Raw genomic sequence first — 24,741 nt, 5'->3', positions numbered from 1 at the left:
TCGACCGCATCACTCTCGCTAGACTCGTCCGGATGAGCCGTTCCCCTCCGCTGCATCGCGCGCCAGCGCGCCTGGTGTCCCACTTCCGCAGCGGTGATGCCATCCGCAGCCGCAGCGTGAGCGATGCCGTGCGGTCGGGCAGCCTCGACGTGCCTGCGCCCCCTGCGAGGCTCACGGCGGATTGGGAAAGAGAGACATCGTTGCACCTGGCCCTGGAACCCGGTGATGTCGAGGCATTGCCCCTGGCACGCGCGCGTGCGCGCTGGCCGGACTACGGACGCTGCGTGCAGGCGATGGCCGACTGGACGCGCGCACTCGGTCTGCAGGATGTGCTCGCCGACTGCGATGCAGCGCTGATGGTCTGCCGCGGCGCGAGGTACCACCATGACGGCGCGCAGTATGGCGGCGCGGCCTTCTGCAATCTCTTCGTGAGCGAGGACCGCGGGCTGGACGTGCATTTCCCTTCGACCGGCCATCGAATCCCCCTGGCGAGAGGCACGGCCCTGCTGTTCGATACGGCCCAGCCGCATGCCGTCATCCGGCGCGGCAGCAGCGGCTTCGATGTGGCCGACTTCGCGGCCGGACAGGACTGCACGCAGGTCTTCCTGAGCTGGGAGCTTCCGATCGAAAACGCCGACGTGGCCCGCGCACTGCGCATCGCCTTCGACATCGATCCCTCGACCGCCTCGCAGCTGGAGGAAGAGCAGGTCTGGCTGGACGGCGCACGCGCCGCCGTGTGCCCGGATTCGGGCCGGTGGCGCAGTGCCGGCTGACATGCCGGGGGATGACGACGGATGCGGCATACTGCCAAGCCCCAACTCGCCGGAAGCCCGCTGAATGGACAAGGAAGTCGACCCCCAGGTACTCGCCGTCATCAATGAGAAGCGCCTGTCGGGGCCCCGGCTCGCGCCGGTGGAGATCGTCGCCAAGATGGGCGTGTTCGACGCGCGCGACAAGCCCTACGAGTACGCCTGGCTGGCGACGGGCGACAACGTCATCGCCACCATCTGGGCCGAGTACGTCAGTGTCGGTTCCGGCGGACGGTGGTTCTACCTCGAGTCGCTGGACACGCAGCGCCGCGCGGGCGGCGGCGCGCGCACGCCCAACCAGATCCAGCGCGTCAAGGACCGCCTCGCATTGCTCAAGCGGAGCTTCGACGCCGGCCAGGGCTTCCGGGCCGTTCTGCAGACCAACCGCGTCGCCATCGTCGAGCTGGAGAGCAACAAGAGCGCGAAGGTGTCGACCCGCGTGCGCGATGACGACGAATGGCACGTCGCCACCTGGGAGCCCGAGCGGCAGCTGGCCCTTCTGGTCCGCGGCCCGCGCGGCTGGGTTCCGACCGAGGCCGACATGCAGGCCGCCGCAGCGCGGGCGGGCGTTCGGCAAGAGGCCGAGCCGGACCTCGCGGCGGCCCCTCAGGCTTCGCGGGAAGAGGTCGAGGCCGCCGCGATCGCCTACGTGACGCGCCACTTCACGGGCTACGGCTACAAGGCCGAGAACGTGGTGGGTCAGCAGCTCGGCTACGACATCGAGGTGTCGAACGCGAAGGGCGCGACGCTCCTCAAGGTCGCGGTGAAGGGCACCTCGGCAGGCGTGCCCGGATTTCAGCTGACGAGCGACGAGCGCGCATGCTCGGCGCGCGAGCCGCTCTGGCGTCTTCTGGTGGTCACGGACGCGCTCGGTCCCGCGGCGCAGCACACCATCTACAAACCCTCCGAGATGGACCAGGCCCCCGGCTACGACCCGCTGGGCTAACGCGCGGCGGCGTCGCGCTTGATCTTCTTGGCCAGCGACCACTTGTGCACTTCGGTCGGACCATCGTAGATGCGGAAGGCGCGGATCTCGCGGAACACCTGTTCCACGATGCTGTCACGCGAAACGCCGCTGCCACCCATCACCTGCACACAGCGATCGGCCACTCGGAACAGCGCATCGGACACGGCCACCTTGGTCATGGAGCTTTCCGTGGTGGCCTGCGAGCCGCCGTCGAGCACGCCGGCGCACCAGTCGATCATCAATGCGGCCTGCTGCAGATCGATCAGGTTGTCGGCCAGCATGAAGCCGACGCCCTCGTGATCCACCAGGAGCTTGCCGAAGGCCTTGCGCGTGGTGGCATAGCGGGTGGCAATCTCATGCGCGCGGGCGGTCGCGCCCAGCCAGCGCATGCAGTGCGAAAGGCGCGCCGGCGACAGACGGATCTGCGCATAGCGGAAGCCTTCGTCCACGGCGCCCAGCACCTGGCTGTCCGGTACGCGCAGGCCGTCGATCGCGATCAACGCATGGCCGCCCGGCATCGAGCTGTCGATGGTGTCGAGCACCCGCTCGATGCGAACCGCCGGGTGCGGCAGGTCCACCAGGAACATGGTGGACTGCGCATGTTCGCCGCTGCCGGTGCGCGCCATCACGATGCCCACCGCCGCACCGTCGGCGCCCGTGATGAAAGTCTTGCGCCCGTTGATCACCCATTCGCCGGCGTCGCGCACGGCAGTGGTCTGCAGCATGGACGGGTCCGAGCCCGCGCCACCTTCGACTGCCGGCTCGGTCATGAAGAAGGCCGATCGGGCCCGGCCTTCGACCAGCGGTTCGAGAAAGCGCTGCTTCTGCGCGGACGTTCCGATCCTGCCGAGCAGGAACATGTTGCCTTCATCCGGCGCCATGGTGTTCAAGGCCACCGGACCCAGCGGCGACAGACCCGAGCGCTTCAGCACCGCGGCGGTTTCCAGTTGGGTGAGGTGACTCCCGTCGGGCAGGATGTGCGGCGTCATGAGGCCGGCGTCGCGCGCCATGCCGCGCAGCTCGGACACCAGTTCGGCCGTGGGTCCGTGAGGGGTGCAGCGCGGATCGGCTTCATACGGAATGACGACCTTGCGCACGAAGGCCTCGACGCGGTCGGCCAGGATGCGACTGCGGTCGGTGGGGCTGGGGGTCAGCATGAGTGTCTCCAGGGTTGCGTTCAAAGGCGAACAGATCGCCGGGATCGATCTTCTCAGGTCGGCAGCCCTGATGGAAGCTCACAAGTACCTGGCAAACCACTGCAGCGCTGTCCGTGCTGCCGCAGCATCCGGCCCGGCGGCTCCCGCATCGCGCGATGGCTCGAGCCCGGTCATGCCGCCGCCTTGTCTGCGAAGCGCGCCATGAGCCCTGCCGTTCGGGCCCGGACCTCGGGCGAGGCCAGACAGGTGGCGACCGCCTCGTAGCCGGGCGCGCCGGGGTAGGGCGCCACCTGCGTCGGCGGGCTGTGATTCGCGGGGCAAAGAATGATGGCTTCATCCGGACCGACAGCGGTCACATCGAGGATCGCGCACGAGCGCGTGAGCAGGAAGATCGGACGCGCGCCGGCGCCGCGCCGGTGCAGCAGCGCCATCAGGGCCTCCTGCGTCGCCGGGTCCAGCCCTTCTTCGATCAGGTCCACCACCAGCGTTTCGGGGCCGTCGGCTTCCAGGCCGGCGAGCAGCGCGACCAGCGCATCCGAGGGCGTGGCGCCGTCCTCCGCCAGCCATGCCATCGCTTGATCGACCTTCGATGCGAGCGCGGGGTCGACAGCGAGCCGTGCGCGTGCGGCCGCGCCGCCCTGGGCGAGTCGATCGAGACCGAGCCACGCGGCGTTGGGCAGCGTTTCGGCGAGGCGTTGCGCCAGCCGGGTCTTGCCGCTGCCGAGCGGGCCGACGATGTAGTTCAGCGACCGGATGCCGCGCAGCTCGAATCGCTCGCCGCCCCAGGGCCACGGCAGATCGAATGCCACGCTGACCTGGGCGGCGGGCGCCAGCAGGCCGGTCAGTTCGGCCAGCGTCGGCGTGCGGCCCTGCGCCACGTCGCTACGCAGGCCGCGAATTTTCTCGACCGTGTGCGCGAGGCGATGAAGCTGTCCTTCGAGCGTCTTCTGGTGCGCGGCGAGCGTGTGTTCCAGGCCCTGGGAATTGCCGTCCACCAGGCGCCCCACCTGGGCCAGGCTGAGGCCGAGCGTGCGCAGGCCGACGATCTCCGCGGCACGGGCCATCTCGTGCGGACCGTAGGCGCGCCACCCGGCAGCCGTCCGCCTGGGATTCAACAGGCCGCGCTGCTCGTAGAGCCGCAGCGCCTTGGCCGATACGCCGAGATGCCGCGCGGCTTCGGACGGATTCAGGGACGGGGCCGAGGATGGCATGGACAATTCCTTTCGTTGGGGTCTTCCCTTTTTAAAGGGTGCCCCTGGGGCCGGGTCAAGCGCCGGGCCTTGTGCGGCCCCGCCGCTTGCAGGATCGTTGAAGATGTTTGCATGATTCTCCGGCAGCATCGCAAGCATGGAGACAAGGCGCTGCGAGATGCATAAGCTTCGGTCCATGCTCACATCCATCCCCAACGCACGGCTCGACGATCGCCCCGTCGATCAACTGCAGGCCACCGTCATGCGGGCCGAACTCGCCGCGATGATCGAGCGGCTCACCGGCACCGACGGCGCCCATGCGACCGCGATCCCGCGCTTCGTGCTGGCCCGGGTCTCGCACATGCAGCAGCATCCGGTCCACGCGGTGCACGAGCCGGCCTTCTGCGTGGTGGCGCAAGGGACCAAGCGGGTGCTGCTCAGCGACGAGGTCTACGTCTACGACAGCAGCCAGTACCTCATGGTGGCGCAGAACCTGCCCGTGTCCGGCCAGGTGGTCGATGCGTCGCCCGAGGCCCCCTACCTGGGGCTGCGGCTGAGCTTCGACGTCAAGGACATCACGGCGCTCGCGCTGGATCTCCGGCTCGGCGAGACGCTGCCGAAGCGGGCTTCGCAGCGCGGCCTCTTCACCGGCGAGCTGTCGGGCACGCTGCTCGATCCGCTGCTGCGACTGACCCGGTTGCTGGATGCGCCCGAAGACGTGCCGGCCCTCGCGCCGCTGATCATCCGCGAAATCCTCTACCGCCTGCTCCGCTCGCCCGACGGCTGGCGGCTGGCCCAGATGGCGGTGGTCGACAGCCACAGCCAGCGCATCGCGCAGGCCATCGGCGTGCTCTCGCGGCGCTTCCAGGAACCGCTGCGGGTCGAGGAACTGGCGGACGAGGTTCACATGAGCGTGTCTTCGCTGCACCAGCACTTCAAGGCCGTCACCGCGATGAGCCCGCTGCAGTTCCAGAAGCAGCTGCGCCTGCAGGAGTCGCGGCGCATCATGATCAGCGAACACGCGGATGCCGCCACCGCGGGGCACCGCGTGGGCTACGAGAGCCAGTCGCAGTTCAACCGCGAATACAGCCGCTTCTTCGGCTTGCCGCCGGCACGCGACGTCAAGCGCCTGCGTGAACTTCAGCTGGGCCGCACGAGCCCCTGACGAAGCCATCGGCCCGCTGCGCATCGGCAGCGGCCCGACCCGTATTCCCAATCGCACATGTCGGTGGCGCCGCTCGGCGGTGCACCGCAGAGGGCGTTCGTCGCCTCGATGAACGCCGCGCCGGAGGTCCATCATGAAAATCCATCTGAAACTGAATGGCAAGGTCTTTGCGGCCACGCTGGCGCGCAGCAGGACGGCGCGGGAACTGGCCGCCATGCTGCCGCTGACGATCACCCTGCACGATCTCTTTCGCCGAGAGAAATTCGGTCCGCTCCCCAGGCCCATCTCGGGCAAGGGCACGCGCACGCGCGCCTACGAAGTCGGCGACCTGGTCTGCTGGGGGCCGGGTCCCGATCTGTCGATCTTCTATCGCCATGACGGCCAGACGATCAGCGGCGGCATCCACGTGATCGGCAAGCTCGATGCCGGTGCCGAGGCCTTCGATGTGCCCGGCCCGTTGAACGTGACCCTCGAATGGCCGGCGAGCGACATCGCGCGGCCTGCCGTCGCCATGCGCCCGCCACGGCCCGTGCCTTCGGCCTTGCTGCCATCGCGGGAGTCCATGCCGCCGGTGTAGCCTGTCGGCATGGATTCCTTGATCGCCGCCTCCGCGCGTGCCCTTGCCGCCGGCGATGCCATCGGTGCCCTCCAGCGCATCGCGCTGCGCGAAGACCCGCCGGCGCTGGCCCTGCGTGGCATCGCGATGGCCCAGCTCGGCGAGCATCTGCGCGCCCGTGAATTGTTGCGGCGCGCCGCCCGCGGCTTCGGTGCGCACGAGGAGCTGGCGCGTGCGCGCTGTGTCGTGGCCGAGGCCGAGGTGGCGCTGGCCATGCGCGACCTCGGCGGTTTGCCGCGCACCTTGACGGCGGCGGCCGCCACGCTCGAGGCCCGCGCCGATCATGCCAACGCGCTGCAGGCACGGCTGATCGCGGTGCGCCGGCTGCTGCTGCTCGGCCGCCTCGACGAGGCCGCGGCCGCGCTGGCGCGGCTCGATGCACGCGGCCTGCCGCCGGCGCTGGCGGCAGTGGCCGAGCTGACCGCGGCCGAGCTCGCGCTGCGCTCGCTGCACATCGGCCCGGCGCAAGCGGCGCTCGCCCGCGCGCACGAGGCCGCCGATCGCGCACGCGTGCCGGCATTGCGGGCCGAAGTGGCGGAGGCGCGCGCCGTGCTCGATCGTCCTGCCGCGCGCTGCTTCGCCGCGGGCAGCGCGCAGAGCTTGCGCCTCGACGAGGTCGCAGCGCTGCTGGTTTCGGGCGCGCTGGTGATCGATGCCTGCCGCCGCGGGCTGCGCGCCGGCGACGCATGGCAGCCGCTGGCGCGCCGGCCGGTGCTGTTCGCATTGGTGCGCGCGCTCGCCGAGGGCTGGCCCGGCGATGTCGATCGCGAGGCGCTGATCGCGTGCGCCTTCCACACCCGCGATCCCGACGAGACGCATCGGGCACGGCTGCGCGTCGAGATCGGCCGCCTGCGCGCGCTCGTCGCGACGCTGGCGTCGATCGAGGCCACCGGGCAAGGCTTCGTTCTCAGGCCGCACGCGGCGCGCGAGGTGGTCGTTCTGGCGCCGCCCATCGACGGCGAGCAGGCCTCGCTGGTGGCGCTGCTCTCCGATGGCGCGGCCTGGTCGACCTCGGCCCTGGCATTGGCGCTGGGTGCCAGCCAGCGCACCGTCCAGCGCGCGCTGGTCGAACTCGAGGCCGAGGGCCGGGTGCGCGCGATCGGACGGGCGCGCGCGCAGCGCTGGCTGTCGCCGCCGCTGGCCGGCTTCACGACCCTCCTGCTGCTGCCGGCTGCGCTCCCGCTTGAGTAATCTGGCAAGAAGCCTGAGGCCATTGCTTGCCCGAACAGGACGCAGTGCATAGACTCGATGCCATGTCGACCGCCCTGCTTGCCCTGACCCACACCGCCGCCGCGGCGCTGCTCCTTGCAGCGACGTGCCTGCGTGCACGCAAGGTCCTGAAGGTGCGTCGCAAGCAGCCGCCTGCACAGCTCTAAGCCCGGCGGTCCGCTCCTTTCCTCTTCAGCGCAACCTTCCACCGCCGGGCACGAGCCCCGCGCGTCCGCGGTCGCCTTCGATCGAAGGCGGTCCGCATGAATGGAGTGCGTCGATCCCTCGTGTCTGCAGGGTCGCGCTCGTCTCCAGGAAAGTTAGCTCTGCCATGACGCCTCGATCCATCCTTGCCGTGACCGACCTGAGCGTGCGCGCGGACCTCGCCCTCTCCCGCGCGGCGCTTCTGGCCGTCGAGCACGACACCACACTCAAGCTGCTCTATGCGACGCCGGCCGGCGTGTCCCCGCGCGCCGATGCGGCGTGCCGCCTGGCCCATCAGGCGCTGCAGCTGGGCCAGCGCCACGGCCTTTGCGTGCGGCCGCTGAGTCAGACCATGAACACGCTTGAGGACGTGGCGAGCGAAGCGCGCTGTGCCGACCTCGTGGTCATGGGCGCGATGCCGGAATGCAGCCTGCGCTCATTGCTCTGCGGCCAGCCGGTGGAGCGGCTCCTGCGCATGGCGCGCCGGCCCATCCTCGTCACGCGCCAGAAAGCCGAAGCGCCTTACCGGCGGCTGCTGGTCGCGGTGGACTTCTCGGACGCCTCGCGCAAGCTGGTCGAGTTCGCCTTCGCACTCAACCAGTCCGCGCAGGTCGAGCTCTTTCATGCGCTCAGCACCGCCAACGAGGGAAAGCTTCGCTGCGCGGAAGTCTCCGAGCATGCGGTCAAGGCCTACCGGCACGCATGCCGGCGCTACGCACAGGACCGGATGTTCTGGCTGACCGATTCCTCGGACGCGCGCCGGAACCGCGTCTATTCGGCCATCGGCCATGGCGACCCCGCGCGCCAGACGGTGGTGCAGCAGCAGCACGGCGGCGCCGAGCTCATCGTGGTCGGCAAGCACCCGGCCTCTGCCGTGTCCGATTTCGTCTTCGGAAGCGTCGCCCGGCGCGTGCTGCGCCACGCCACCGCGGACGTCCTGGTGGTGCCGCACGACGTGCAGCCTGCGTCCAGGGCCGCAGCCGTTCGTCGGCTCGACAGCGAGCCGAGGGCGAACCGGCGCGTGCGTGCAGGCGCTGCGTGTTCGAGCGCCGTCAATGCGCGGTGATCCAGGCCGCGATACGGCCCACCACGTCGGCCTCCACGCCGTTGTAGCCGTGATAGGCCGCGGCCTCGCACGGGTCGCCCCTGCTGATGCCACCGCTGACCGCGATGAGTTCCTTGCGCGGTGCGGCCGTGAACTTCTCCATGAGGCCCGGCGTCAGTGCGAAGGCGCACAGCGCGCAACCGTCCTGCTGGTGGTGCACCACCAGCACCGGCACCGCGACGCGCTCCAGGGGCATCGCCGGCACCGCGCGGCTGCGCGGGTCGCTCAGGATGGTGGAGGTCAGCACCAGGCCGTCCGGTCCGCCATCGGCACGCGGCAATTGCGTGGCAGCCCAGGCCGCCGACTGCGTGCCGCGGCTGGTGCCCACCAGCCAGACGGGTACGCCGGTCTGGTCGCGCAGCCAGGCGATCACCGCCTTGAGATCCGCCACATGCTCGGGCGTCTGGCGAAAGCCGCTGAGGAAGGGCGCCGACTGCCGGTCCGATGGCGCATCGACGACCGCCACCACGAGCCCCTGCTGCGCGAACAGCTCGCGCGTGCGCACGAGGAAGTTGCCGTCGCCCCATCCGAAACTGCCGTTGGGAAATATCCGCAGGCCGCCATGGCCGCCCGCCAGAAGAATCACCGCGGCGCGCGGCTTGTCGGGCGCGAGATGGACGAAGCGCTGCGTCACGCCCGGCCGGGTCGGAATGTCCACCACCTGGGCCGCGGTCTGCGCCCTGAGCGGCAGGAGCGCGACGGACAACAGCACGAACAGGAGCAGGCGCCAGCGGTGGGTCGCGGTCACGCAGCGCATCGCGGTTCTTTCGCGGCTACCCGGCCTCGGCCAGATGGGTCTTGAAGAAGGCGATCGTTCGCGTCCACGCCAGCTTCGCCGCGGCCGCGTCGTAGCGCGGCGTCGTGTCGTTGTTGAAGCCGTGCTGCGTGCCCGGGTACTGGTACGCGGTGAAGCTGACACCCGCGGCCTTGAGCGCCGCTTCGTAGGCCGGCCATGCGGCATTGATGCGTTCGTCGATGGCGGCGCGCTGCACCAGCAGCGGCGTCCTGACCTTGGCGGCTTCCGACGGTGCCGGCGTGTTGCCGTAGAAGGGCACGCCGGCGCTGAGGTCGGGCACATGCGTGGTCAGCAGATGGACCATGCCGCCGCCCCAGCAGAAGCCCACCGCGCCGATCTTCCCGTTGGTGTCCGGGCGCGCCTTCAGCCACGCGACCGCCGCGATGAAGTCCTGCAAGGCCAGCGCCTGGTCCAGCCTGGCGAAGGCTTCGCGCGCCTTGTCTTCGTCGCCGGGATAGCCGCCCAGCGGGGTCAAGGCATCGGGCGCGAAAGCCATGAAGCCATCGAGCGCCAGGCGCCGCGCGATGTCCTCGATGTGCGGGTTGAGCCCGCGGTTCTCATGAATCACCAGCACGGTCGGCAGGCGCCGCGTGCCGGCGTCGGCAGGCCGCGCCAGGTAGCCCTTGACCGTGCCGGTGCCGGCTGGAGAGGGGTAGCTGATGTGTTCGGTCCTGAGCTTGGGATCGCCAGGCGCCACCTGCTGGCCCGCCGCGAAGTTGGGGCTCAACGCCGCAAGCAGGCTCGCCGCCGTCGCGCCGGCCTTGGCGAACTTCTGCGCCTGCATGAGAAAGCCTCGGCGGTCGAGCTTGCCATGCACATAGGCGTCGAAAAGAACGAGCAGATCCTGGTCGAAATCCTGGGCTGTGAGGCGAGGCGGCATCGGTGCTCCTTGATGAGGGTCGGACAGCATATGCCTGAAATCCGGAAGGCATGCACCGCGGTTGAAATGGGGCATCGCGTGACTAAACTTCATGTCCCCAGTTCAGCATGGAGGACGCGAAATGAGCACCCCGACCGAAGTCGTCCAACAGGCCTACGCCGCTTTCGGACGCCGCGACATCCCGGGCATTCTGGCCACGCTCACCGACGACGTCGACTGGCGCTTCCACGCCAGCCCCGCCACCGGCATCCCGTACGGAGGCAAGTTCACCGGCAAGAAAGAAGTGGAGGCCTGGTTCGCCACGCTCGCCCAGAACGACGACATCCAGCAGTTCGAGCCGCGTGAATTCCTGGAAGGGCCGAATCACGTCACGGTGCTGGGATGGGAACGCGGGAGGCCGCTGCCGAACGGCAACGTGTTCGACAGCGAGTGGGTCCACGTGTTCACGATGAAGGGCGGCAAGATCAGCCGCTGGATCGGCACGGCGGATACGGCTGCGAGGCAGGCGGCTGCGAAGTAAGGGGCCGGCCGGCGATCTGGCGCGAAGCCGGGGGGCATCCTCTCGGCGAAGATCGATCGATCGGTCGCGCCTCGTCGCCCAGAAGAGCGAGCTTCTTCACCACGGCGGGCGTTGCCAATTTGTCTCCGATGCGAACGCCATGCGCGTCGCTGAGGCGCTGTCCTGCCTGTTTCGTGGATCTGCACGGCATCGGTTTCCTCCTATGCTCCGGCATGTCGATTTGGCGAAGGCTCATTCGACGTGTCCGTGGAGGGTCATCCTCTGCACTTCAGGAGAACACCCGCATGGCTACCCATACCGTCCGTCTGCACCGCGTGCTGCGCACCCCACCGGAGCGGCTCTACCGGGCCTTCGTCGAACCCGGCGCTTTCGAGCGCTGGCTGCCGCCGTTCGGATTTACCGGCCGCGTCCACAACATGGAGCCTGTGGTCGGCGGCGCCTGGCGCATGTCATTCACCAACTTTGCGACCGGCCACGGCCATTCGTTCGGCGGGAAATACCTGGAACTCGTTCCCGGCCAGCGCATTGCCTACGACGCGACCTTCGACGACCCGAACCTGCCCGGCACCATGAAGACCACCGTGACCCTGACCCCGGTGTCCTGCGGCACCGAAATGAACGTCGTGCAGGAAGGCATCCCCGAGGTGATTCCTGTCGAGATGTGCTATCTGGGCTGGCAGGAGTCGCTTCTTGCGCTGGCCCAGTTGGTCGAGCCGAATGTTCCTTCGATGACGTAGAACACATCGTCTTCCGGATGCGAGCGCGGCCCCCGGCCCCTGCGTGTGCGGCTCAAGCCACCATTCGGAGATCGCGCAGCGGGATTGCGGCGGCATTGTTCATCGCATGCTGCATCTTCACCTCCAGGAGTTTGGACAGGGCTGCGCTGCCGCGGCGCAGCACCATCCAGCATGCCCTCGGCCGCCCCCGCGACGCGCCCATCGCGGCACAATGGCATCGACCCTCGACCACCCTTGCAAAGGATCCGACATGGCCGGCCCCACGCCCGCGTTCTGGCAGGAGCGCTTCGACAAGAAGGAAACCGGCTGGGACCGCGGAGGCCCGAGCCCCCGGTTGCTGGCCTGGCTGGAGGAGGGCGCCCTGCAACCCTGCCGCATCGCGGTGCCGGGTTGCGGCCGCGGCTGGGAAGTGGCCGAGCTCGCGCAGCGCGGCTTCGAGGTCACGGCGATCGACTACACGCCGGCCGCGGTGCAGCAGACGCGTGCGCTGCTCGATGCGCGGGCGCTCGAGGCGACAGTCGTTCAGGCCGACGTGCTGAGCTACCGGCCCGACGCCGTCTTCGATGCCATCTACGAGCAGACCTGCCTGTGCGCGCTGCATCCGGACCACTGGTTCGCGTATGCGCAGCAATTGCACCGCTGGCTGAAGCCGGGCGCGGCGCTCTGGGTGATGTTCATGCAGGCGATTCGCCCTGCCGCCACCGAGACGGGCCTGATCGAGGGGCCGCCCTACCATTGCGACATCAATGCGATGCGTGCACTGTTCACTGCACGCGATTGGGAATGGCCCAAGCCGCCCTATGCCAAGGTGCCGCATTCGAATGCCCTGCACGAACTCGGGCTGCGGCTGATCCGCTGCTGAACACGGCCTGCCGGCGCATACACTGATCCTCACGACCCCCACAGGAGACTCTCATGAAAGCTCGTACGATCCTCGCCGCCGCGGCCTTGCTGGCCGTCGCGCACATGGCTTCTGCGCAGAATCAGATGCTCGACAAGCTCAAGAACGAGCTGGGCGGCGCCAAGACGGAATCCAGCACGGGCGCGGCCGGCAATGGCGGCGGCCTCGGCGGCACAGGCGCGGCGCTCGCGGCGGGCATGGGCATGTCCATGCCGGCGATCGGCACCAGCACCATGGGCAATGCGGCCGGCGTGCTTCAGTACTGCATCAAGAACAACTACCTGAGCGCCGATGCCGCCGGCGGCGTCAAGGACAAGCTGCTGGGCATGGTGACGGGCAAGAAGGCGCAGCAGACCGGCTTCTCCAACGGCAGCAAGGGCCTGCTGCAGGGCAGCGACGGCCATTCGTTCAACCTCAAGAACGTCGGCGGCAAGCTCAAGACCAAGGCGTGCGACTACGTGCTCCACAACGCGAAGTCGCTGATCTGACGTACTGCTAGCATCCGCCGGGATGTCGCGCGCAGTGCGCGAACCACAGGAGACCACGGTGGGGGAACTTCTTTCTCTCCTGCGCTTCAGCGCCGGCTCGGGCCACATCTGGCTGGACGAGCAGCGCATGTTGCTCATGCACGCACGCGCGCTGGCCGAACTGCGCAAGGAGTTGCTCGATTCGCTGGGCATCGAGCGCGCGCGCGGCCTGCTCGTGCGCATGGGCTTCGTCTCCGGACAGCGGGACGGCGAAGTCGCGGTGCGCGAGCGCCAGGCCGGGCTGCGCGCCGAGGACGCGTTCATGCTGGGGCCGCGCCTGCATTCGATCGAGGGCATCGTCTCGGTCCAGAAGGTCCAGCTCGACTTCGACATCGCCAGCAAGCACTTCTATGGCGAATTCCTGTGGGAGAACTCGTGGGAGTGCGAGGCGCACGTCGCGGAATTCGGCTGCGGCGAAGACCCGCAGTGCTGGTCGCAGATCGGCTATGCATCCGGCTACACCAGCGCCTTCATGGGGCGGCTCATCGTCTTCAAGGAGGTCGAGTGCACGAGCATGGGCGACAGCCGCTGCCGCATCGTGGCCCACCCGGCGGAAGACTGGCAGGACGAGCACTACCTCGAGTATTTCCGCCAGCACCACGTGGCCGAAAAGCTCATCGAGTTCAACCTCGGCTTGCAGCACATCCGGCGCCTGCAGCCGCGGCGCGAATACGACCAGAAGCTGGTCGGCGTGTCCGCGGGCTTCCGGGCGGCCTTCGAGCTGATGCGCAATGCGGTGGACAGCGCGATCACCGTGCTGCTGCTCGGCGAGACGGGCGTCGGCAAGGAGGTCTTCGCGCGCTGGCTGCATGACAACGGGCCGCGCGCCAAGCAAGCCTTCATCGCCGTCAACTGCGCGGCGATCCCGGCCGATCTGATCGAGGCCGAGCTTTTCGGTGTCGAGAAGGGCGCCTACACCGGCGCCCACAACGCGCGCGCGGGCCGCTTCGAGCGGGCGCACGGCGGCACCCTGTTTCTCGATGAAGTGGGCGACCTGCCGCTGGCCGCGCAGGTCAAGCTGCTGCGCGTGCTGCAGACCGGCGAGATCGAGCGGCTCGGTGCCGAGCAGGCCATCCGGATCGACGTGCGGATCGTCGCCGCGACCAACGTGAACCTGCAGCAGGCGATGCAGGCAGGGCGCTTTCGCAGCGACCTGTTCTACCGCCTCAACACCTTTCCGGTCAGCATTCCGCCGCTGCGCGAGCGCACCGCCGACATCCCGGCGCTGGTGCTGCGCTTCGTCGAGAAATACAGCGCGCTGTACGGCAAGAAGCTGCGCGGGCTGACCGACAAGGCGACGCGCGATGTGCAGCGGCATGTGTGGCCGGGCAACATCCGCGAGCTCGAGAACGTGATCGAGCGGGCCGTCCTGCTGGCCCCCGACCAGGGCTACATCGAGGCGACCCACCTGTGGATGTCGCCGCCGGTGCCGGGCACCGACGGGCAGGTCGACGCGAGCGGCCATATCGGCGCTTCGCCCGGTGCGAACGGCGACGAACTCGACGCCATGTGCGACCGCGTGCTGGCGCAGAACATCAGCATCGCGTCGCTGGAGCAGCGGCTGATGCAGACGGCCATGCAGCGCGCCAAGGGCAACCTGTCTCAGGCTGCGCGCCTGTTGGGCATCACACGGCCGCAACTGGCCTATCGGCTCAAGAAGGAAGGCTTGCCGGCCTCCTGACCGGCGCCTTTCACCATTTGATCAAGCTGCACCGCAGCAAATGATCAACCCATCATCCGGGACAACCCGCAGCTTCCGGCCCCCGTCGCGGCGGGGCCCATACGAATCAATCACTTAGCCGAGCTGGCACGTCCGTTGCCCTTGTAGGAGCGTGTGGCGCTGTTGCCACCGCCCGAGTGACGGATTGAACAAGTGACGCTTTCGACCCCATCGACCCACGCAGGCAGCGCCAGCCGGATGACCGGCCAGCCGTGCTTCGTGCGCGTGACCGGCACGCGGGACGCGCGCTTCGTCGAGTTCGAGTTCGCCATCGGCGATCCCGAGCTGGCGGTCGAACTCGTCCTGCAGTTCGACCAGTTCCGCGAATTCTGTGCCCGCCACGAGGTGCGTCACCTGACGACCGAAGAGGGCGCCCGGCTCGACTTCGAGCGCATGAAGTGGCGCTACGGCGCGCCGGGCATCGATCACTGAGCAGAGAGACAGACCCACCGACCCCATCCCGAGGAGACACGCAGTGCAAGTCGACATCAAGACATCCGACATCCGCCCGATCCGGCAGACCTTCTCGCACGTCGCGCGGCGGCTCGGCGACAAGCCGGCCTCGCGCTACCAGGAGGCCACGCTGGACATGCAGCCGACGGCCAACTTCCACTACCGGCCGCTGTGGGCGCCGCAGTACGAGCTCTACGACAAGCGGCGCACCGCCATCGTGATGGCCGACTGGTACAGCTTCAAGGATCCGCGCCACTACTACTACGGCATCTACACGATGACGCGCGCGCGCCAGCAGGAAGGCGCCGACCGGCAGTTCGACTTCGCCGACAAGCGCCAGTTGCTCGCGCAGGCCGATGCGGGCACCCGCGAGTCGCTGCAGCAGGTGCTGGTGCCGCTGCGCCACTACGAGTGGGGCGCGAACATGAACCACAGCTACTGCTGCGGCTACGGCTACGGCACCGCGATCACGCAGCCCTTCATCTTCGCCGCGATGGACCGGCTGGGCATCGCGCAATACCTGTCGCGCGTCGGCCTGCAGCTCGACGGCAATTCGGGCAAGGCGCTCGACGCCGGCAAGGAAGCGTGGCTCGCGCACCCGGCCTGGCAGGGCGTGCGCCGCACGATGGAAAAGCTGTTCGTCACGAAGGACTGGTTCGAGGTCTTCGTCGCGCAGAACCTGGTGTTCGACGGCCTGCTCTATCCGCTGGTCTACCGCCGCTACGTGAATGCGCGCAGCGCCGCCACCGGCAACGCGCTGGCCATGCTGACCGAGTTCCAGAACGACTGGTACGACGAGACCGCGCGCTGGGTCGACGCGACGCTGAAGACCGCGGCCGAGGAGTCGCCCGCCAACGCGGCGCAGCTGGCCCGCTGGTACGTCGCCTGGCGCAGCGAGATCGCCGGCGCGCTCGCGCCGCTGGCCGCGCTCGCGCTCGGCAATGACGGCGCCGATGCGCTGCAGGCCATCGGCGCCGATCTCGACACCCGCGCCGCGCGCCTCGGCATCGCGGCCTGATGCAAACCCCCCAGGAGCCACGCATGACGTCCACCGCCACCGCAGAGATTTCCCGCCCGCCCGTCTTCATCGCGCTGCAGACCAGCGAGACCGCGCGCGCCATCGTCGACGCCATCGTCGCCGACAACCCCGAGGCCACCGTCAGCGACTACCCGGCGATGGTGAAGGTCGACTCGCCCGGCCGCCTCGTGATCCGGCGCGCCAGCGTCGAGGCGCTGATCGGCCGGCGCTGGGACATGCAGGAGATCCACCTGAGCCTGATCTCGCTGTCCGGAAGCATCGAAGAGACCGACGACGAATTCATCCTCCACTGGGGCGCCTGAGCGCACCGCCCATTGCCCATTCCGCCAAGAGCACAGGACACGCCATGACCCAAGCAGCCACCCCGCGCCCCGCCGCCCGCCTCGGCCTCAAGGAACGCTACGCGATGATGACCCGCGGCCTCGGCTGGGACACCACCTACCAGTCGATGGACGAGGTCTTTCCCTTCGACAAGTTCGAGGGCATCAAGATCCACGACTGGGACAAATGGGAAGACCCGTTCCGCCTCACGATGGACGCCTACTGGAAGTTCCAGGGCGAGAAGGAGAAGAAGCTCTACGCCATCATCGATGCGTTCCAGCAGAACAACGGCCAGTTCAACATCAGCGATCCGCGCTACCTGAACACGCTCAAGCTGTTCCTCACCGGCGTGTCGCCGCTCGAGTACGCGGCGCACCGCGGCTACGCGATGAACGGGCGCGCATTCCGCGGCGTCGGCGCGCGCGTGGCCTGCCAGATGCAGTCGATCGACGAGCTGCGCCATGCGCAGACGCAGTTCCACACCATCAGCCACTTCAACAAGTACTTCAACGGGCTGCACGATCCGCAGCACATGCACGACCGCGTGTGGTACCTCTCGGTGCCCAAGAGCTACTTCGAGGACGCGATGAGCGCGGGCCCCTTCGAGTTCGTCACCGCGATCTCGTTCTCGTTCGAATACGTGCTGACCAACCTGCTCTTCATGCCCTTCATGAGCGGCGCCGCCTACAACGGCGACATGGCCACCGTGACCTTCGGCTTCTCGGCGCAGAGCGACGAATCGCGCCACATGACGCTCGGCCTCGAAGTGGTGAAGTTCATCCTCGAACAGGATCCGGACAACGTGCCCATCGTGCAGAAGTGGGTCGACAAGTGGTTCTGGCGCGGCTATCGCCTGCTCACGCTGGTCGCGATGATGATGGACTACATGCTGCCCAAGCGCGTGATGAGCTGGTCGGAAGCCTGGGAGATGTACTTCGAGAAGAACGGCGGCGCGCTGTTCCAGGATCTCGCGCGCTACGGCATCCGCATGCCCAAGTACCACGAGGTCGCGACCAAGGAGAAGAGCCGCCTCTCGCACGAGGCATGGGCCACCTTCAACAACTACGGCCATGCGGCGGACTTCAACGTCTGGGTGCCGAAGCCCGACGAGATGCAGTGGCTGGCCGAGAAGTACCCCGAGACCTTCGACACCCTGTACCGCCCGCGCTTCGAGTGGCTGGCCGAGCAGGAGAAGCAGGGCAAGCGCTGGTTCAACAACACGCTGCCGATGCTGTGCCAGACCTGCCAGGTGCCGATGTTCTTCACCGAGCCCGACGACCCGACCAGGATCTGCTACCGCGAGAGCACCTACCACGGCATGAAGCATCACTTCTGCTCGGACGGCTGCAAGGACATCTTCGACGGCGAGCCCGAGAAGTACGTGCAGGCCTGGCTGCCGGTGCACCAGATCTACCAGGGCAACTGCTTCCCCGAAGGCACCGACCCGACCGTGCCCGGCTTCAACCCGCTGGCGGCGGTGCTGAAGTATTACCACATCGAAGACGGCGCCGACAACGGCGAATTCAACACCTCGCCGGACAAGGCGAACTGGGAGCGCTGGACCGGCCAGGACCTGTCCGCGCAGAAGGCGGCGTGAGCCCCATCGACCTGACAAGGAGAACGATATGTCTGTTGTTGCACTCGCCCCCGGCTACACCGGCACCGTCGCCGACAGCGAAGACCGCTTCCATGGCAAGCGCCTGCTCTACATCGGCTGGGACGACCACCTGCTGTTCTGCGCGCCCGTGTGCCTGCCGCTGCCCGCGGCGATGCCCTTCGGCGCACTCCTCAGCGACGTGCTGCCCGGCGTCTACGGCAGCCATCCCGACTTCGAGAAGATCGACTGGACCCAGGCCCAGTGGTTCGATTCGGGCAAGCCCTTCAAGCCCGACACCGCCAAGTCGCTGGCCGACAACGGCCTGGTCCACAAGTCGGTGATCCGCTTCCGCGTGCCCGGCCTGAAGGGCATCCGCGGCTCGTGCAGCTGAACGCGCGAGGCACACGGCCATGAGCTTCCAGATCATGATCGAGCCGCTCGGCCAGGGCGTCCCGGCCCGCGACGGCCAGACGGTGCTCGACGCCTGCCTGCGCGCCGGCGTGTGGCTGCCGCATGCCTGCGGCCATGGCGTCTGCGGCACCTGCAAGGTCCAGCTGCTCGAAGGCGAATGCGAGCACGGCGACGCATCGAACTTCGCGCTGATGGACTTCGAGCGCGACGAGGGCAAGATCCTCGCCTGCTGCGCGATGGCGCAGGCCGACCTCGTGATCGAGGCCGAGATCGACGAAGACCCGGACGCGCAATTCCTGCCGCTCGAGGACTTCGATGCCGAGCTGGTCGAGGCGCGGATGCTCACGCCCACCATCCGCGGCCTCTGGCTGCGCACCGCGCGACGCGCGCCCTTCCAGGCCGGCCAGTACCTGATGCTGCATGTGCCGGGCGTCGATGGCGCGCGTGCCTTCTCGATCGCCAATGCGCCGGATGAGGACCTGATCGAGCTGCACGTGCGCCGCGTGCCGCAGGGCCGCGCCACCGGCTGGCTGCACGACGAGCTGCAGGTCGGCCAGCGCCTGCGCTTCACGGCGCCCAACGGCCGCTTCTTCGTGCGCAAGTCGGCCGCGTTGCCGATGATCTTCGTGGCCGGCGGCTCCGGGCTGTCGAGCCCGAAGTCGATGGTGCTCGACCTGCTCGGCGAAGGCTGCACGCTGCCCATCACGCTGATTCAGGGCGCGCGCAACCTCGACGAGCTGTACTTCCACGAGCTCTTCGAATCGCTCGCCGAGAAGCATCCGAACTTCAGCTATGTGCCCGTGCTGTCCGACCTGCCGCCGGATGCCGGCTGGCGCGGCGCGCGCGGCTTCGCGCACGAGGCGCTGAAGGCACAGTTCGCCAACGACTTCCGCGGCCACAAGGCCTACCTGTGCGGACCGCCGCCGATGACCGAGGCCTGTATCGCGACCTTGATGCAGGGCCGCCTCTTCGAGCGCGACATCTACACCGAGAAGTTCTTCACCGCCGCCGATGCGGCCTCTGCGGCCCCGCGCAGCCCGTTGTTCAAGGCCCTCTGACATGGACCCGATCTATTCCATCGCGATCGGCAACACGAACGAGCAGTACGCCTGCCGCGCCGGCCAGACGCTGCTGGGCGGCATGGAACAGCTCGGCCGCAAGGGCATCCCGGTCGGCTGCCGCGGCGGCGGCTGCGGCGTGTGCAAGGTGCGCATCGAGTCGGGCCGCGCGCGCTGCGAACGCATGAGCCGCGGCCACGTCAGCGCCGCCGAAGAAGCGCAGGGCTACGTGCTGGCCTGCCGCGCCTATCCGCAGAGCGATCTGCAGCTGCGCGCCGTCGAGCGGATGGCGCGCTGCATCGAGCGTCATCTCGCGACTTCCCGTTCCCCCACCTGAATTCCACTCACCGAAGGAGACTCTCATGGCACTCACTGGCGTACTCAGACCCGGCCACGTTCAACTGCGCGTGCTCGACATCGAGACCGCGCTCAAGCACTACCGCGACGTGCTCGGCCTGATCGAGACCGCGCGCGACGCGCAAGGCCGCATCTATCTGAAAGCCTGGGACGAGCACGATCACCACAGCGTGGTGCTGCGCGAGGCCGACACGGCCGGCATGGACTTCATGGGCTTTCGTGTCGACTCGCCGGCCACGCTCGACAAGCTGGCCGCCGACCTCCAGGCCAGCGGCCTGGCCACCGACATGCAATGGATCGCGGCCGGCGAGCACCCGAAGACCGGCAAGCGCTTTCGCTTCACCGTGCCGACCGGCCATTCGATCGAGCTCTTCGCCGAGAAGGAGAAGGTCGGCAACGGCATGCCCTACGAGAACCCCGAGATCTCGCCGGACGACCTGAAGGGCATGGCACCCTCGCGCTTCGACCACTGCCTCCTGTACGGCGACGACCTCGACGGCACGATCAAGCTGTTCACCGAAGTGCTGGGCTTCTCGATGGCGGAAAGCGTGGTCGCCGGCCCCGAGCGCATGCCCATCGCGGCCTTCCTGACCTGCTCGACCAAGCCGCACGACATCGCCTTCATCCGCCATCCGGAGAAGAACAAGTTCCACCACGCCTCCTTCCTGCTCGACAACTGGGGCGAGGTGCTGAAGGCGGCCGACATCATCACGAAGAGGCGCGTCTCGCTCGACATCGGCCCGACGCGCCACGGCATCACGCGCGGCGAGACGATCTACTTCTTCGACCCGAGCGGCAACCGCAACGAGGTCTTCTCGGGCGGCTACATCTTCTACCCGGACAAGCCGCCGCTGACCTGGACGGATGACGAACTCGGGCGCGCGATCTTCTACCACGACCGCAAGCTCAACGAAGCCTTCCTCTCGGTGCTGACTTGAAAGCAGTCTCGGCCATGAAGCAGTTCCTCAACTTCATCGGTGGCGAGTTCGTCGCCACCGGCAAGACCTTCGACAACCGCGCGCCGGTCGACAACCGGCTGATCGGCCAGGTGCACGAGGCCGGCGCGGCCGAGGTCGACGCCGCCGTGCGCGCGGCGCGTGCGGCCCTGCAAGGCGAGTGGGGCCGCATGAGCGTGGCCCGTCGCGTCGCGCTGCTGCACGCGGTGGCCGACGAGATCGACCGCCGCTTCGACGACTTCCTGCAGGCCGAGATGGCCGACACCGGCAAGCCGCATGCACTGGCCTCGCACGTCGACATCCCGCGCGGCGCGGCCAACTTCAAGGCCTTTGCCGACATCGTGAAGAACGTGCCGGCCGAGAGCTTCGAGATGGCGACGCCGGACGGCGGCCATGCGCTCAATTACGCCGTGCGTTCGCCGGTGGGCGTGATCGGCGTGGTGTGTCCGTGGAACCTGCCGCTGCTGCTGATGACGTGGAAGGTCGCGCCGGCGCTGGCCTGCGGCAACACGGTGGTCGTGAAGCCGTCCGAAGAAACGCCGGCCACCGCGACGCTGCTCGGCGAGGTGATGAACGCGGTCGGCATTCCGCCCGGCGTCTACAACGTGGTGCACGGCTTCGGCCCCGGCTCGGCGGGCGAATTCCTCACCCGGCATCCGGGCGTGAACGGCATCACCTTCACCGGCGAGACGCGCACCGGCGAGGCCATCATGGCCGCGGCGGCGAAGGGCGTGCGGCCGGTGTCCTTCGAACTCGGCGGCAAGAACGCCGGCATCGTGTTCGCCGATGCCGACTTCGACCGCGCCGTCGCCGGCATCGCGCGCGCGGCCTTCGAGAACTGCGGCCAGGTGTGCCTGGGCACGGAGCGCGTGTATGTCCAGCGGCCGATCTTCGACAAGTTCGTCGCTGCGCTGAAGGCCAGGGCCGAGGCGCTGAAGACCGGGCCGTCCGAGGAGCCGGACGTGAACCTCGGGCCGCTGATCTCGCGCGAGCACCAACAGAAGGTGCTGTCGTACTACAAGAAGGCGATGGACGAGGGCGCGACGCTGGTCACCGGCGGCGGCGTGCCGCCGATGAAGGGCATGCTGGCCGAAGGCCACTGGGTGCAGCCGACGATCTGGACCGGGCTGCCCGAGACGGCCGCGGTGATCCGCGAGGAGATCTTCGGGCCGTGCTGCCACATCGCGCCCTTCGACACCGAGGAAGAAGCGGTGGCGCTCGCGAACGCCACCGACTACGGCCTGGCCACGACGGTATGGACCGAGAACCTCGGCCGCGCGCACCGCGTCGCCCGGCAGGTCGAGGTCGGCATCTGCTGGGTCAACAGCTGGTTCCTGCGCGACCTGCGCACCGCCTTCGGCGGCGCCAAGGCCTCGGGCATCGGCCGCGAAGGCGGCGTGCACTCGCTCGAGTTCTACACCGAGCTGCGCAACGTCTGCATCAGGCTCTGAGGTATCGACGGCCATGGCCAATCCCGAAATCGCAAGCCGCATCCGCACCGGCGCCTTTCACACCAACGTGCACGACCTGGGGCAGGGCGCGCCGGTGCTCTTCATCCACGGCTCCGGCCCCGGCGTCAGCGCGTGGGCCAACTGGCGGCTCGCGATGCCGGTGCTCGCGCGCACGCGCCGCGTCATCGCGCCGGACATGGCGGGCTTCGGCTTCACCGATCGGCCGCCCGGCATCGCCTACACGATGGACACCTGGGTGCAGCAGGCCATCGACCTGCTCGACGCGCTCGACATCGAACGCGCCGACGTGGTCGGCAACTCCTTCGGCGGCGCGCTCTCGCTCGCGCTGGCGATCCGCGCGCCGCAGCGCGTGCGCCGCCTGGTGCTGATGGGCAGCGTCGGCGTGCCCTTCCCGATCACGCCGGGGCTCGATGCGGTGTGGGGCTACACGCCCTCGTTCGCCAACATGCGCCGCATCATGGACGTGTTCGCGCACGACCGCACGCTGGTCACCGACGAGCTGGCGCAGCTGCGCTACGAGGCCAGCATCCAGCCGGGCTTCCAGGAGTCCTTCGGCGCGATGTTTCCCGCACCGCGCCAGCGCTGGGTCGACGCGATGGCGAGCCCGCAAGCCGCGATCCGCGCGCTGCCGCACGAGACGCTGCTGTTGCACGGGCGCGAGGACCAGGTGATCCCGCTCGCCACCTCGCTGACGCTCGCGCAATGGATCCCGCGCAGCCAGCTGCATGTCTTCGGCCGCTGCGGCCACTGGACGCAGATCGAGCACAGCGCCCGCTTCGCGCGGCTGGTCGGCGACTTCCTCGCCGAGGCCGACTGATTTCCACGCACCGACAGAGAAGGCCCTCATGGACAACACCCTGATCCAGCAGCTCGGCGACGAGCTCTACGCCGCGCTGCGCGACCGCCAGGTCGTGGCACCGCTCACCGAGCGCCACAAGGACATCGGCATCGACGACGCCTACGGCGTGCAGCAGCGCATGATCGCGCGCCGCCTCGAGGCCGGCGAGCGCATCGTCGGCAAGAAGATCGGCGTCACCTCGCGCGCGGTCATGGCCATGCTCGGCGTCTGGCAGCCCGACTTCGGCTACCTGCTCGACGGCATGATCGTGAACGAAGGCGAATCGATCGGCCGCAGCACGCTGATCCAGCCCAAGGCCGAGGGCGAGATCGCCTTCATCCTGAAGCGCGACCTGATGGGGCCGGGCATCGGCAACGCCGACGTGCTGGCCGCGACCGAATGCGTGATGCCCTGCTTCGAGATCGTCGACTCGCGCATCCGCGACTGGAAGATCGGGATCGCCGACACCGTCGCCGACAACGCGTCGTGCGGCGTCTTCGTGCTGGGCGACAGCGCGGTCGATCCGCGCCGCGTCGACCTCGCCACCTGCGGCATGGTGCTGGAGAAGAACGGCGAGATCATCGCCACCGGCGCCGGTGCCGCGGCGCTCGGATCGCCGGTCAATGCGGTCGCCTGGCTGGCCAACACGCTCGGCAGGCTGGGCATCGGGCTGAAGGCCGGCGAGGTCGTGCTGTCGGGCGCGCTGGCCGCCATGTTCCCGGCCGCGGCCGGCGACAACTTCCGCGTTTCCATCGGCGGCCTCGGCGGCTGCTCGGTGCGCTTTCACTGACGAAAAGAGAAGTCACGCCATGACGAAGAAAATCAAATGCGCCCTCATCGGGCCCGGCAACATCGGCACCGACCTGCTGGCCAAGCTGCAACGCAGTGCGGTGCTCGAACCCGTGTGGATGGTCGGCATCGACCCCGCGTCCGACGGCCTGCAGCGCGCCCGCGCGATGGGCCTGAAGACCACCGCCGAAGGCGTCGACGGCCTGCTGCCGCACGTCGAGGCCGACGGCGTGCGGATCGCGTTCGACGCCACCAGCGCCTACGTGCATGCCGAGAACAGCGCGAAGCTCAATGCGCTCGGCGTGATGATGATCGACCTCACGCCCGCGGCCATCGGCCCCTACTGCGTGCCGCCGGTCAACCTGAAGGCGCAGCTCGCGGCGCCGGGCGGGCGGCCGATGAACCTCAACATGGTCACCTGCGGCGGCCAGGCCACGATCCCGATGGTGGCGGCCGTCTCGCGCGTGCAGCCCGTGGCCTACGGCGAGATCGTGGCGACGGTGTCGAGCCGCTCGGTCGGGCCGGGCACGCGCAAGAACATCGACGAGTTCACGCGCACCACGGCCGGCGCGGTAGAGCGCGTGGGCGGCGCGGCGAAGGGCAAGGCGATCATCATCGTCAACCCGGCGGAGCCGCCGCTCATCATGCGCGACACCGTGCATTGCCTGACCGAGGACGCACCGGACCAGGCGCGCATCACCGCGTCGGTGCACGAGATGATCGCGGAAGTCCGCCAGTACGTGCCGGGCTACAGGCTGGTGAACGGGCCGGTGTTCGACGGCCGGCGCGTGTCGATCTACCTCGAGGTCGAAGGCCTCGGCGACTACCTGCCGAAGTACGCCGGCAATCTCGACATCATGACCGCCGCCGCGGCGCGCACGGCGGAGATGTTCGCCGAAGCGATGCTCGCCGGTGAAGTTCAAACCGAAGCCGCCACGGCTTGAGGA

Annotated in this window: 28 protein-coding genes; 24 read left to right on the top strand and 4 right to left on the bottom strand. The window is 68.6% G+C overall.

The annotated features are described in order from the left end of the window. The first annotated feature begins 32 nt into the window (after positions 1–32). Positions 33–773, top strand: a complete 741-nt coding sequence (locus WDLP6_RS33670) for a hypothetical protein (protein ID WP_162595624.1) — start codon at positions 33–35, stop codon at positions 771–773. A 64-nt stretch (positions 774–837) separates the two neighbouring features. Beyond that, positions 838–1,755, top strand: coding sequence for a protein NO VEIN domain-containing protein (locus tag WDLP6_RS33665; RefSeq protein ID WP_162595623.1), 918 nt, complete (start codon positions 838–840; stop codon positions 1,753–1,755). Here the strand turns inward: WDLP6_RS33665 and WDLP6_RS33660 are convergent. Together WDLP6_RS33660 and WDLP6_RS33655 are read right to left on the bottom strand one after the other, a co-directional pair. Beyond that, a complete protein-coding gene (locus WDLP6_RS33660; protein ID WP_162595622.1) occupies positions 1,752–2,933 on the bottom strand; it encodes an acyl-CoA dehydrogenase family protein in 1,182 nt (393 codons plus the stop codon). The two genes, WDLP6_RS33665 and WDLP6_RS33660, sit on opposite strands and share 4 nt — an antisense overlap. 170 nt (positions 2,934–3,103) lie before the next feature. After that, complete coding sequence (locus WDLP6_RS33655; protein ID WP_162595621.1) at positions 3,104–4,144, bottom strand: MerR family transcriptional regulator; 1,041 nt, start codon at positions 4,142–4,144, stop codon at positions 3,104–3,106. A gap of 175 nt (positions 4,145–4,319) precedes the next feature. Here WDLP6_RS33655 and WDLP6_RS33650 point away from each other — a divergent pair, with 175 nt between their 5' ends. From WDLP6_RS33650 to WDLP6_RS33635, 5 genes are all read left to right on the top strand, one after another. Then, positions 4,320–5,288, top strand: a complete 969-nt coding sequence (locus WDLP6_RS33650) for an AraC family transcriptional regulator (protein WP_162595620.1) — start codon at positions 4,320–4,322, stop codon at positions 5,286–5,288. Positions 5,289–5,421: 133 nt separating this feature from the next. After that, complete coding sequence (locus WDLP6_RS33645; RefSeq protein WP_162595619.1) at positions 5,422–5,865, top strand: cyclophilin-like fold protein; 444 nt, start codon at positions 5,422–5,424, stop codon at positions 5,863–5,865. A 9-nt stretch (positions 5,866–5,874) separates the two neighbouring features. Continuing rightward, on the top strand, positions 5,875–7,095 hold the full coding sequence (locus WDLP6_RS33640) for a helix-turn-helix domain-containing protein (protein ID WP_162595618.1): 1,221 nt from the start codon (positions 5,875–5,877) through the stop codon (positions 7,093–7,095). Positions 7,096–7,157: 62 nt separating this feature from the next. Then, the gene (locus tag WDLP6_RS35430; protein ID WP_269475611.1) at positions 7,158–7,280 is read left to right on the top strand and encodes a hypothetical protein; all 123 of its coding nucleotides are present in this window, start codon (positions 7,158–7,160) and stop codon (positions 7,278–7,280) included. A gap of 164 nt (positions 7,281–7,444) precedes the next feature. Further along, positions 7,445–8,383, top strand: a complete 939-nt coding sequence (locus tag WDLP6_RS33635) for a universal stress protein (RefSeq protein ID WP_162595617.1) — start codon at positions 7,445–7,447, stop codon at positions 8,381–8,383. Here WDLP6_RS33635 and WDLP6_RS33630 read toward each other — a convergent pair. After that, positions 8,370–9,170 carry an alpha/beta hydrolase gene (locus tag WDLP6_RS33630; RefSeq protein ID WP_443083489.1) on the bottom strand — a complete coding sequence of 267 codons (801 nt, stop codon included), beginning with the start codon at positions 9,168–9,170 and terminating at the stop codon, positions 8,370–8,372. The genes WDLP6_RS33635 and WDLP6_RS33630 overlap by 14 nt on opposite strands. Positions 9,171–9,195: 25 nt before the next feature. Then, positions 9,196–10,098: a dienelactone hydrolase family protein gene (locus WDLP6_RS33625; protein WP_162595615.1), complete on the bottom strand. Its 903-nt coding sequence runs from the start codon at positions 10,096–10,098 to the stop codon at positions 9,196–9,198. A gap of 121 nt (positions 10,099–10,219) precedes the next feature. Here WDLP6_RS33625 and WDLP6_RS33620 point away from each other — a divergent pair, with 121 nt between their 5' ends. The 17 genes from WDLP6_RS33620 (at position 10,220) to WDLP6_RS33540 (ending at position 24,738) form a co-directional block, all read left to right on the top strand. Further along, the gene (locus WDLP6_RS33620) at positions 10,220–10,618 is read left to right on the top strand and encodes a nuclear transport factor 2 family protein (RefSeq protein ID WP_162595614.1); all 399 of its coding nucleotides are present in this window, start codon (positions 10,220–10,222) and stop codon (positions 10,616–10,618) included. Between the two features lie 284 nt (positions 10,619–10,902). Next, positions 10,903–11,355 (top strand): SRPBCC family protein, encoded by a 453-nt coding sequence (locus tag WDLP6_RS33615; RefSeq protein WP_162595613.1) that lies wholly within the window; start codon positions 10,903–10,905, stop codon positions 11,353–11,355. Positions 11,356–11,605: 250 nt separating this feature from the next. Further along, positions 11,606–12,217, top strand: coding sequence for a methyltransferase domain-containing protein (locus tag WDLP6_RS33610; RefSeq protein ID WP_162595612.1), 612 nt, complete (start codon positions 11,606–11,608; stop codon positions 12,215–12,217). 53 nt (positions 12,218–12,270) lie between these two features. Continuing rightward, entirely contained in the window at positions 12,271–12,744 is a 474-nt protein-coding gene (locus WDLP6_RS33605) for a DUF2501 domain-containing protein (protein WP_162595611.1), read from the top strand. A gap of 22 nt (positions 12,745–12,766) precedes the next feature. Then, positions 12,767–14,464, top strand: a complete 1,698-nt coding sequence (locus WDLP6_RS33600; protein WP_162595610.1) for a sigma-54-dependent Fis family transcriptional regulator — start codon at positions 12,767–12,769, stop codon at positions 14,462–14,464. 192 nt (positions 14,465–14,656) lie between these two features. After that, positions 14,657–14,935, top strand: coding sequence for a phenol hydroxylase subunit (locus WDLP6_RS33595; protein WP_443083488.1), 279 nt, complete (start codon positions 14,657–14,659; stop codon positions 14,933–14,935). A gap of 43 nt (positions 14,936–14,978) precedes the next feature. Beyond that, positions 14,979–15,974 carry an aromatic/alkene monooxygenase hydroxylase subunit beta gene (locus WDLP6_RS33590; RefSeq protein ID WP_162595609.1) on the top strand — a complete coding sequence of 332 codons (996 nt, stop codon included), beginning with the start codon at positions 14,979–14,981 and terminating at the stop codon, positions 15,972–15,974. A gap of 23 nt (positions 15,975–15,997) precedes the next feature. Beyond that, on the top strand, positions 15,998–16,297 hold the full coding sequence (locus WDLP6_RS33585) for an MmoB/DmpM family protein (protein WP_162571986.1): 300 nt from the start codon (positions 15,998–16,000) through the stop codon (positions 16,295–16,297). Positions 16,298–16,341: 44 nt separating this feature from the next. After that, positions 16,342–17,913, top strand: a complete 1,572-nt coding sequence (locus WDLP6_RS33580; protein WP_162571985.1) for an aromatic/alkene/methane monooxygenase hydroxylase/oxygenase subunit alpha — start codon at positions 16,342–16,344, stop codon at positions 17,911–17,913. A gap of 28 nt (positions 17,914–17,941) precedes the next feature. After that, positions 17,942–18,304: a phenol hydroxylase subunit P4 gene (locus WDLP6_RS33575; protein WP_162571984.1), complete on the top strand. Its 363-nt coding sequence runs from the start codon at positions 17,942–17,944 to the stop codon at positions 18,302–18,304. A 19-nt stretch (positions 18,305–18,323) separates the two neighbouring features. Next, entirely contained in the window at positions 18,324–19,382 is a 1,059-nt protein-coding gene (locus WDLP6_RS33570) for an NADH:ubiquinone reductase (Na(+)-transporting) subunit F (protein WP_162595608.1), read from the top strand. A 1-nt stretch (position 19,383) separates the two neighbouring features. After that, positions 19,384–19,719 carry a 2Fe-2S iron-sulfur cluster binding domain-containing protein gene (locus WDLP6_RS33565; protein WP_162595607.1) on the top strand — a complete coding sequence of 112 codons (336 nt, stop codon included), beginning with the start codon at positions 19,384–19,386 and terminating at the stop codon, positions 19,717–19,719. A gap of 25 nt (positions 19,720–19,744) precedes the next feature. Beyond that, a complete protein-coding gene (locus tag WDLP6_RS33560) occupies positions 19,745–20,677 on the top strand; it encodes a catechol 2,3-dioxygenase (RefSeq protein WP_162595606.1) in 933 nt (310 codons plus the stop codon). A gap of 14 nt (positions 20,678–20,691) precedes the next feature. After that, entirely contained in the window at positions 20,692–22,146 is a 1,455-nt protein-coding gene (locus WDLP6_RS33555) for a 2-hydroxymuconic semialdehyde dehydrogenase (protein WP_162595605.1), read from the top strand. Between the two features lie 13 nt (positions 22,147–22,159). Continuing rightward, complete coding sequence (locus WDLP6_RS33550; protein WP_162595604.1) at positions 22,160–22,984, top strand: alpha/beta fold hydrolase; 825 nt, start codon at positions 22,160–22,162, stop codon at positions 22,982–22,984. Positions 22,985–23,012: 28 nt separating this feature from the next. Continuing rightward, positions 23,013–23,795, top strand: coding sequence for a 2-oxopent-4-enoate hydratase (gene dmpE, locus WDLP6_RS33545; RefSeq protein WP_162595603.1), 783 nt, complete (start codon positions 23,013–23,015; stop codon positions 23,793–23,795). A 19-nt stretch (positions 23,796–23,814) separates the two neighbouring features. After that, positions 23,815–24,738, top strand: coding sequence for an acetaldehyde dehydrogenase (acetylating) (locus WDLP6_RS33540; RefSeq protein WP_162595602.1), 924 nt, complete (start codon positions 23,815–23,817; stop codon positions 24,736–24,738). Positions 24,739–24,741 lie beyond the last annotated feature (3 nt).

Source organism: Variovorax sp. PBL-E5 (assembly GCF_901827185.1).
In the GTDB taxonomy this organism is placed as follows: Bacteria; Pseudomonadota; Gammaproteobacteria; order Burkholderiales; family Burkholderiaceae_C; genus Variovorax.
The sequence above is the reverse complement of the archived record's forward strand: the minus strand, read 5'-3'. Positions and strand labels throughout refer to the sequence as shown.